Source organism: Streptomyces sp. DH12 (assembly GCF_020873895.1).
Lineage (GTDB): Bacteria > Actinomycetota > Actinomycetes > Streptomycetales > Streptomycetaceae > Streptomyces.
Genome location: NZ_JAHWGT010000476.1, coordinates 1 through 597 on the forward strand (window position 1 = coordinate 1; position 597 = coordinate 597).

The 597-nt window shown below is 73.2% G+C and carries 2 pseudogenes; one reads left to right on the plus strand and one right to left on the minus strand.

What is annotated here, in order from left to right:
- Nucleotides 1-257 (plus strand): annotated as a pseudogene (locus LPA54_RS35260) (NAD(P)-dependent oxidoreductase); the annotation flags it as partial.
- A gap of 96 nt (nt 258-353) precedes the next feature.
- Here the strand turns inward: LPA54_RS35260 and LPA54_RS35265 are convergent.
- Nucleotides 354-597 (minus strand): annotated as a pseudogene (locus LPA54_RS35265) (DUF427 domain-containing protein); the annotation flags it as partial.

A 597-nucleotide genomic window follows, 5' to 3' on the forward strand; every position in this document is an offset into this window, starting at 1 on the left:
GGCTCACCGCGATGGCCCCTGCGGTCTACGGGACCGCCGAACAGCTGCGCAGCGGCGACTACACCAAGGGCGTCACCTCCACCCTCGCCATGCAGGTGGCCGGCACCCCGACCTTCCTGGACACGGCCGGGGAACAGGGCGTCAGCGCGGAACTGCTCGAGCCCTTCTTCGCGCTGATGCGCCGTCGCCTTGCCGAGGGCAGCGGCGAGGAGGACCTGACCGGCGTGATCGACCTCCTGCTCCGCCGGCCGACCTGAGCCGTCCCTCACGCCCGGGACGCCGCCGCGGCCGTGGCCGTCCGGTCCGCGTCCGTCCCGCCAGCCGTCCGGCCGCGCCGGCACCCCCGGTGTGCCGGTCGGGCGGGGGAGGAGGGCGCCGTCCACGTACAGGTCGACGTACTCGTTGTAGAACGCCGCCAGGCCCGCGACGCGGGAGACCTGGACGGTCGGGAAGTCGTACGCCCAGAGGATGTTCTCGTGCGGGCCGGTCCCGCCGTCGAAGGACCAGTAGCCGCTCGTCGTCCCCTTGTACGGGCACTGGGTGACATGGTCCGTGCGGCGCAGCAGCGGCCAGCTGATGTGGGCGCGGTCGAGGTAG